Raw genomic sequence first — 7,026 nt, forward strand, 5'->3', positions numbered from 1 at the left:
ACAAAGGCAGGAAGACGAAAAGCCATGGCAGAGTTGACAATCTCCGCTGACGACATCCAGGGCGCCGTCCAGGAGTACGTCTCGAGCTTCGAGGCGGACACCGGGCGCGAGGAGATCGGCACCGTCATCGACGCCGGCGACGGCATCGCCCACGTCGAGGGTCTGCCCTCGGTGATGACCCAGGAGCTCCTGGAGTTCCCCGGTGGCGTGCTCGGCGTCGCACTGAACCTCGACGAGCACAGCGTCGGCGCGGTCATCCTGGGCGAGTTCGAGAAGATCGAAGAGGGCCAGCAGGTCAAGCGCACCAACGAGGTGCTCTCGGTGCCGGTCGGCGACGCCTTCCTGGGCCGCGTCATCAACCCGCTGGGCCAGCCGATCGACGGCCAGGGTGACATCGAGGCCGAGGAGCGCCGCGCGCTCGAGCTGCAGGCCCCCTCGGTGGTTCAGCGCCAGGGTGTGGGCGAGCCGCTGCAGACCGGGATCAAGGCCATCGACGCCATGACGCCGATCGGCCGCGGCCAGCGCCAGCTGATCATCGGCGACCGCAAGACCGGCAAGACCGCCGTCTGCGTCGACACCATCCTCAACCAGCGCGAAGCCTGGGAGACCGGCGATCCCAAGCAGCAGGTGCGCTGCGTGTACGTCGCGATCGGCCAGAAGGGCACCACCATCGCTTCGGTGAAGCGGGCCCTCGAAGAGGGTGGCGCGATGGAGTACACCACCATCGTCGCGGCCCCCGCCTCGGACTCGGCCGGCTTCAAATGGCTTGCGCCCTATACCGGTTCGGCCATCGGCCAGCACTGGATGTACAACGGCAAGCACGTCCTGATCGTGTTCGACGACCTGTCCAAGCAGGCCGACGCCTACCGTGCGATCTCGCTGCTGCTGCGCCGCCCGCCGGGCCGCGAAGCCTTCCCCGGCGACGTCTTCTACCTGCACTCCCGTCTGCTGGAGCGTTGCGCGAAGCTGTCCGACGAGCTCGGCGGCGGCTCGATGACCGGTCTGCCGATCATCGAGACCAAGGCCAATGACATCTCGGCGTTCATCCCGACCAACGTCATCTCGATCACCGACGGCCAGTGCTTCCTGGAGTCCGATCTGTTCAACCAGGGTGTCCGCCCGGCCGTGAACGTCGGTGTGTCGGTGTCCCGCGTCGGTGGTGCCGCTCAGATCAAGGCCATGAAAGAGGTAGCGGGCTCGCTGCGTCTGGACCTCTCGCAGTACCGCGAGCTGGAGGCCTTCGCGGCCTTCGCCTCCGATCTGGATGCCGCCTCGAAGGCTCAGCTCGACCGCGGTGTGCGCCTCGTCGAGCTGCTCAAGCAGGCCCAGTACAGCCCGATGGCGGTCGAGGATCAGGTCGTCGCGATCTTCCTCGGCACCCAGGGCCACCTGGATTCGGTTCCGGCCGAGGATGTTTCGCGCTTCGAGTCGGAGTTCCTGGAGCACGTGAAGGCCAGCCACGCCGAGATCCTCACCGGGATCAAGGAATCCAAGAAGCTCTCCGAGGAGGCCGAGGAGAAGCTGGTCTCGGTCATCAACGACTTCAAGAAGGGCTTCGCCGCCACTGACGGCAGCTCGGTGGTCGATGGTGCTGACGAGGCCGAGGCATTGGACCCCGAGGACCTGGAGAAGGAATCCGTCAAGGTCCGTAAGCCGGCTCCGAAGAAGAGCTAGGTAACCAATGGCAGCCACACTTCGCGAGCTTCGCGGACGTATCCGCTCCGCCTCGTCGATCAAGAAGATCACGAAGGCTCAAGAGCTGATCGCCACGTCGCGGATCGCCAAGGCGCAGGCCCGAGTCGATGCGGCCCGGCCCTACGCCAACGAGATCACCAACATGCTCACCGAACTCGCGGGGGCCAGCGCGCTGGATCACCCGCTGCTGGTCGCACGGGAGAACCCCAAGCGGGCGGGTGTGCTGGTGGTGTCGTCGGATCGCGGTCTGTGCGGCGGCTACAACGCAAACGTGCTGCGCCGGGCCGAGGAGCTCTTCTCGCTGCTGCGGGAAGAGGGCAAGAACCCGGTGCTCTACGTCGTCGGGCGGAAGGCTCTGGGCTACTACAGCTTCCGGCAGCGCACCGTCACCGAGTCGTGGACCGGCTTCTCCGAGCGGCCCGAGTACGACGACGCCAAGGAGATCGCCGACACCCTGGTGAACGCGTTCATGGCGGGCGTCGATGACGAGGGTGACGATCCGGGCCCCGACGGCATCCTGGGCGTCGACGAATTGCACATCGTGTCAACCGAATTCAAGTCGATGCTGTCGCAGCAAGCCGCGGCATTGCGGATCGCGCCGATGGTCGTCGAGTACGTCGGTGAGGCGGAGTCCGGCCCGCACACGCTGTTCTCGTTCGAGCCCAATGCCGAGGAACTGTTCGACTCACTGCTGCCGCGCTACATCGCGACCCGCGTGTACGCGGCGCTGCTCGAGGCGGCGGCATCGGAGTCGGCCTCTCGTCGTCGTGCCATGAAGTCGGCGACCGACAACGCCGACGATCTGATCAAGGCGCTCACGCTGGCGGCCAACCGCGAGCGTCAGGCACAGATCACCCAGGAAATCAGCGAAATCGTCGGCGGCGCGAACGCGCTGGCCGACGCCAAATAGGCCATCCAGGAAGCGAAGAGGATATGACTGCTACCGCCGAAAAGACCGCAGGCCGGGTCGTCCGCATCACGGGACCCGTTGTCGACGTCGAGTTCCCCCGTGGCTCGGTGCCCGAGCTGTTCAACGCGTTGCACGCCGAGATCACCTTCGAAGCGCTCGCCAAGACCCTGACCCTGGAGGTTGCCCAGCACCTGGGTGACAACTTGGTCCGCTGCATCTCCATGCAGCCCACCGACGGACTGGTCCGCGGCGTCGAGGTGAGCGACACCGGCGCCTCGATCTCGGTGCCGGTCGGCGACGGCGTGAAGGGTCACGTCTTCAACGCCCTCGGTGACTGCCTCGACGATCCGGGCTACGGCAAGGACTTCGAGCACTGGTCGATCCACCGCAAGCCGCCGGCCTTCGCCGACCTCGAGCCCCGCACGGAGATGCTCGAGACCGGTCTGAAGGTCGTCGACCTGCTGACCCCGTACGTGCGTGGCGGCAAGATCGCCCTGTTCGGCGGTGCCGGCGTGGGCAAGACGGTGCTCATCCAGGAGATGATCAACCGCATCGCCCGCAACTTCGGTGGTACGTCGGTGTTCGCCGGCGTCGGTGAGCGCACCCGTGAGGGCAACGACCTGTGGGTCGAGCTCGCGGACGCCAACGTGCTCAAAGACACCGCGCTTGTGTTCGGCCAGATGGACGAGCCGCCGGGCACGCGTATGCGCGTGGCCCTGTCCGCGCTGACCATGGCGGAGTTCTTCCGCGATGAGCAGGGCCAGGACGTGCTGCTGTTCATCGACAACATCTTCCGGTTCACCCAGGCCGGTTCCGAGGTCTCCACGCTGCTCGGCCGTATGCCGTCCGCGGTGGGTTACCAGCCGACGCTGGCCGACGAGATGGGTGAGCTCCAGGAGCGCATCACCTCGACCCGTGGTCGCTCGATCACCTCGATGCAGGCCGTGTACGTGCCCGCCGACGACTACACCGACCCGGCCCCGGCCACCACGTTCGCCCACCTGGATGCCACCACCGAGCTTTCCCGTGCGGTGTTCTCCAAGGGCATCTTCCCCGCGGTGGATCCGCTGGCATCGTCCTCGACGATCCTGCACCCCAGCGTGGTCGGCGACGAGCACTACCGCGTCGCCCAGGAAGTCATCCGGATCCTGCAGCGCTACAAGGACCTTCAGGACATCATCGCCATCCTCGGTATCGACGAGCTCTCCGAAGAGGACAAGGTTCTGGTGTACCGGGCTCGTAAGATCGAGCGCTTCCTGAGCCAGAACATGATGGCCGCCGAGCAGTTCACCGGCCAGCCCGGTTCGACCGTGCCGCTCAAGGAGACCGTCGAGGCCTTCGACAAGCTGGCCAAGGGCGAGTTCGACCACCTGCCCGAGCAGGCGTTCTTCCTCATCGGCGGTCTGGACGACTTGGCGAAGAAGGCCGAAAGCCTCGGCGCCAAGCTGTGATTCTGAGCGCCAAGACTCGAAAGGGGATGTGAGATGGCCGAATTGGACGTCGACATCGTCGCCGTCGAGCGCAAGATCTGGTCGGGTAAGGCGACGTTCGTCTTCACCCGCACCACGTCGGGCGAGATCGGCATCCTGCCTCGCCACATCCCGCTCGTCGCACAGCTGGTGGACGACGCGATGGTCCGCGTCGAGCGCGAGGGTGAGGACGATCTGCGTATCGCGGTCGACGGCGGCTACCTGTCGGTGACTGAGGAGAGCGTGACGATCCTCGCCGAGTCCGCTGAGTTCGAGTCTGAGATCGACGCGGATGCGGCCAAGACTGACGCCGCCTCCGACGATCCGGAGACCGCTGCCCGGGGACGGGCGCGCCTGCGCGCCCTAGGCCAGCTCGACTAGCGGGCCAGCGACTGATGAGCGCGCCGATGATCTTCATGGTCGCGCTGGTCAGTGTGCTGATGCTGGCTGTGGCGGCGCTCAGCTACCGGTTGTGGAAGCTACGACAGGGCGGCACCGCCGCGATCCTGCGTGACATCCCAGCGGTCGGCGGCCATGGCTGGCGACACGGCGTGATCCGCTACCGCGGCGACGAGGCCAGGTACTACCGGTTGTCGAGCTTGCGCTGGTGGCCGGATCGCCGGCTGAGCCGGCGCGGGCTCGAAGTGATTTCCCGACGGGCCCCGCGCGGCGACGAGTTCGACATCATGACCAACGAGATCGTCGTACTCGAACTGCACGACACCACTGTCGAGAATTGGCGTGGATATGAGATGGCTCTGGACCGGGGTGCGCTGACCGCGTTCCTGTCCTGGGTCGAGTCCAGTCCGTCGCCGCGGGCGCGCCGCCGCACGGCGTGAGCTATTTCTTCTCTGGCCCTTCGGCTTTCGCGCCGCCGGGCTGCCACAGCACGTCGCCGTCGGGATTGGCCACCCGCGACAGGATGAACAACAGATCCGAGAGCCGGTTCAGGTAGCGGGCGGGCAGAGCGCTGACCGTGTCGGGGTAGGCCTTCACCGCGACCCATGCCGACCGCTCAGCACGCCGGGTCACGGTGCGCGCGACGTGCAGCAGCGCCGAGAGCGCAGTGCCGCCGGGCAGGATGAACGAGTTCAGGGCGGGCAGCGCCTCGTTGTAGTGGTCGCACCATGCCTCGAGCCGCTCGACATACGGCGGGGTGATCCGCAGCGGCGGGTACTCGGGGTTCTCGGCCACCGGCGTGGACAGATCGGCACCGGCATCGAACAAGTCGTTTTGGATCTGGACCAGGACCTTGCGCAGGTCGTCGTCGGGGGCGCCCAGCGCGACGGCCACTCCGATGGCGGCGTTGGCTTCGTCGCAATCGGCATAGGCAATGAGCCGGGGGTCGTTCTTCTCGACTCGTGAGAAATCACTCAGTCCCGACGTGCCGTCATCGCCGGTACGGGTATATATGCGGGTCAGATGCACTGCCATGGGTGAAACGGTACCGGCCGAGTGCGCCGGTGCAGGGCGCTGCCTCCACTAAACTCTTGTCCGTGGGCGAGCGTTTCGTGGTGACCGGCGGCAACCGGTTGTCAGGCGAAGTAGCTGTTGGGGGTGCCAAGAACAGCGTTCTGAAGCTGATGGCCGCCAGTCTGCTGGCCGAGGGCACCACCACGATCACCAACTGCCCGGACATTCTCGACGTGCCGCTGATGGCCGAGGTGCTGCGTGGCCTCGGTGCCAATGTGGAACTCGACGGTTCGACGGTCCGGATCACCTCGCCCGATGAGCCCAAATACGAAGCCGACTTCGCCGCGGTGCGCCAGTTCCGGGCGTCGGTGTGCGTGCTCGGCCCGCTGGTGGGCCGGTGCAAGCGCGCCCGGGTGGCGCTGCCCGGCGGCGACGCGATCGGTTCGCGCCCGCTCGATATGCATCAGGCCGGCCTGCGCCAGCTGGGCGCCGATTGCAATATCGAGCACGGTTGTGTGGTCGCGACGGCCGAGAAGCTGCACGGTGCGGAGATCCAGCTCGAGTTCCCCTCGGTGGGCGCCACCGAGAACATCCTGATGGCGGCCGTCCTTGCCGACGGTGTCACCACGATCCACAACGCGGCGCGTGAGCCCGACGTCGTCGACCTCTGCGAGATGCTCAACCAGATGGGCGCCCAGATCGAAGGCGCCGGAACACCGACGCTGACGATCACCGGCGTTCCCCGGCTGCATCCGACCGAGCACCGGGTGATCGGAGACCGGATCGTCGCGGCGACGTGGGGGATTGCCGCCGCGATGACCCGCGGTGACATCTCCGTCACCGGCGTCGACCCGGCTCATCTCCAGTTGGTGTTGCACAAGCTGCACGACGCCGGCGCCACGGTCACCCAGCACGACGACGGCTTCCGGGTGGTCCAGTACGAGCGGCCGAAGGCCGGCAATGTGGCGACGCTGCCGTTCCCCGGTTTCCCGACCGACCTGCAGCCGATGGCGATCGCGTTGGCGTCCGTCGCCGACGGGACGTCCATGATCACCGAGAACGTGTTCGAGGCGAGGTTCCGGTTCGTGGAGGAGATGATCCGCCTCGGCGCCGACGCCAGGACCGACGGACACCACGCGGTGGTGCGGGGGCTCCCGCAGCTCTCCAGCGCACCGGTGTGGTGTTCGGATATCCGGGCCGGGGCCGGATTGGTGCTCGCTGGGCTGGTCGCCGACGGTGAGACCGAGGTGCACGACGTGTTCCACATCGACCGCGGCTACCCGCTTTTCGTCGAGAATCTGGCGCGACTTGGAGCTGAGATAGAACGCGTGTAATGTAGGCGGTCGGCCAGCCGCGCTGGACCCGGAGACGGGAAGGCAGCGGCAGTTGACGCCGCCAAAGACTTGTAGTAAGTTGGCAGGGTTGCCTGCTGGCAGGCGTCAGCCGGGTGTGTTGTTTGAGAACTCAATAGTGTGTTTGGTGGTTTTTGTTTGTTGTTGTTTTTTGCCACATTCTGATACCCCCGTGTTGGGGTGTGGT

The 7,026-nt window shown here is 66.3% G+C and carries 7 protein-coding genes; 6 read left to right on the plus strand and 1 reads right to left on the minus strand.

What is annotated here, in order from left to right:
• Positions 1-24: 24 nt before the first annotated feature.
• The 5 genes from atpA to EV580_RS26385 are packed head-to-tail and all read left to right on the plus strand — an operon-like array spanning position 25 to position 4,913.
• Entirely contained in the window at positions 25-1,674 is a 1,650-nt protein-coding gene (gene atpA, locus EV580_RS26365; RefSeq protein WP_133694966.1) for a F0F1 ATP synthase subunit alpha, read from the plus strand.
• A gap of 7 nt (positions 1,675-1,681) precedes the next feature.
• Positions 1,682-2,605, plus strand: coding sequence for a F0F1 ATP synthase subunit gamma (locus EV580_RS26370; RefSeq protein WP_133694967.1), 924 nt, complete (start codon positions 1,682-1,684; stop codon positions 2,603-2,605).
• A gap of 23 nt (positions 2,606-2,628) precedes the next feature.
• Positions 2,629-4,056: a F0F1 ATP synthase subunit beta gene (atpD, locus tag EV580_RS26375; RefSeq protein ID WP_133694969.1), complete on the plus strand. Its 1,428-nt coding sequence runs from the start codon at positions 2,629-2,631 to the stop codon at positions 4,054-4,056.
• Between the two features lie 33 nt (positions 4,057-4,089).
• On the plus strand, positions 4,090-4,455 hold the full coding sequence (locus EV580_RS26380) for a F0F1 ATP synthase subunit epsilon (protein WP_133694971.1): 366 nt from the start codon (positions 4,090-4,092) through the stop codon (positions 4,453-4,455).
• A 14-nt stretch (positions 4,456-4,469) separates the two neighbouring features.
• Positions 4,470-4,913, plus strand: coding sequence for a DUF2550 domain-containing protein (locus tag EV580_RS26385; protein WP_133694973.1), 444 nt, complete (start codon positions 4,470-4,472; stop codon positions 4,911-4,913).
• A 1-nt stretch (position 4,914) separates the two neighbouring features.
• On the opposite strand, the gene EV580_RS26390 is transcribed toward EV580_RS26385, so the two are convergent.
• A complete protein-coding gene (locus EV580_RS26390; RefSeq protein WP_133694974.1) occupies positions 4,915-5,508 on the minus strand; it encodes a cob(I)yrinic acid a,c-diamide adenosyltransferase in 594 nt (197 codons plus the stop codon).
• 62 nt (positions 5,509-5,570) lie between these two features.
• Here EV580_RS26390 and murA point away from each other — a divergent pair, with 62 nt between their 5' ends.
• Positions 5,571-6,821, plus strand: a complete 1,251-nt coding sequence (gene murA / locus EV580_RS26395; RefSeq protein ID WP_133694976.1) for a UDP-N-acetylglucosamine 1-carboxyvinyltransferase — start codon at positions 5,571-5,573, stop codon at positions 6,819-6,821.
• Positions 6,822-7,026: the final 205 nt, after the last annotated feature.

Source organism: Mycobacterium sp. BK086, from assembly GCA_004362315.1.
Lineage (GTDB): Bacteria > Actinomycetota > Actinomycetes > Mycobacteriales > Mycobacteriaceae > Mycobacterium.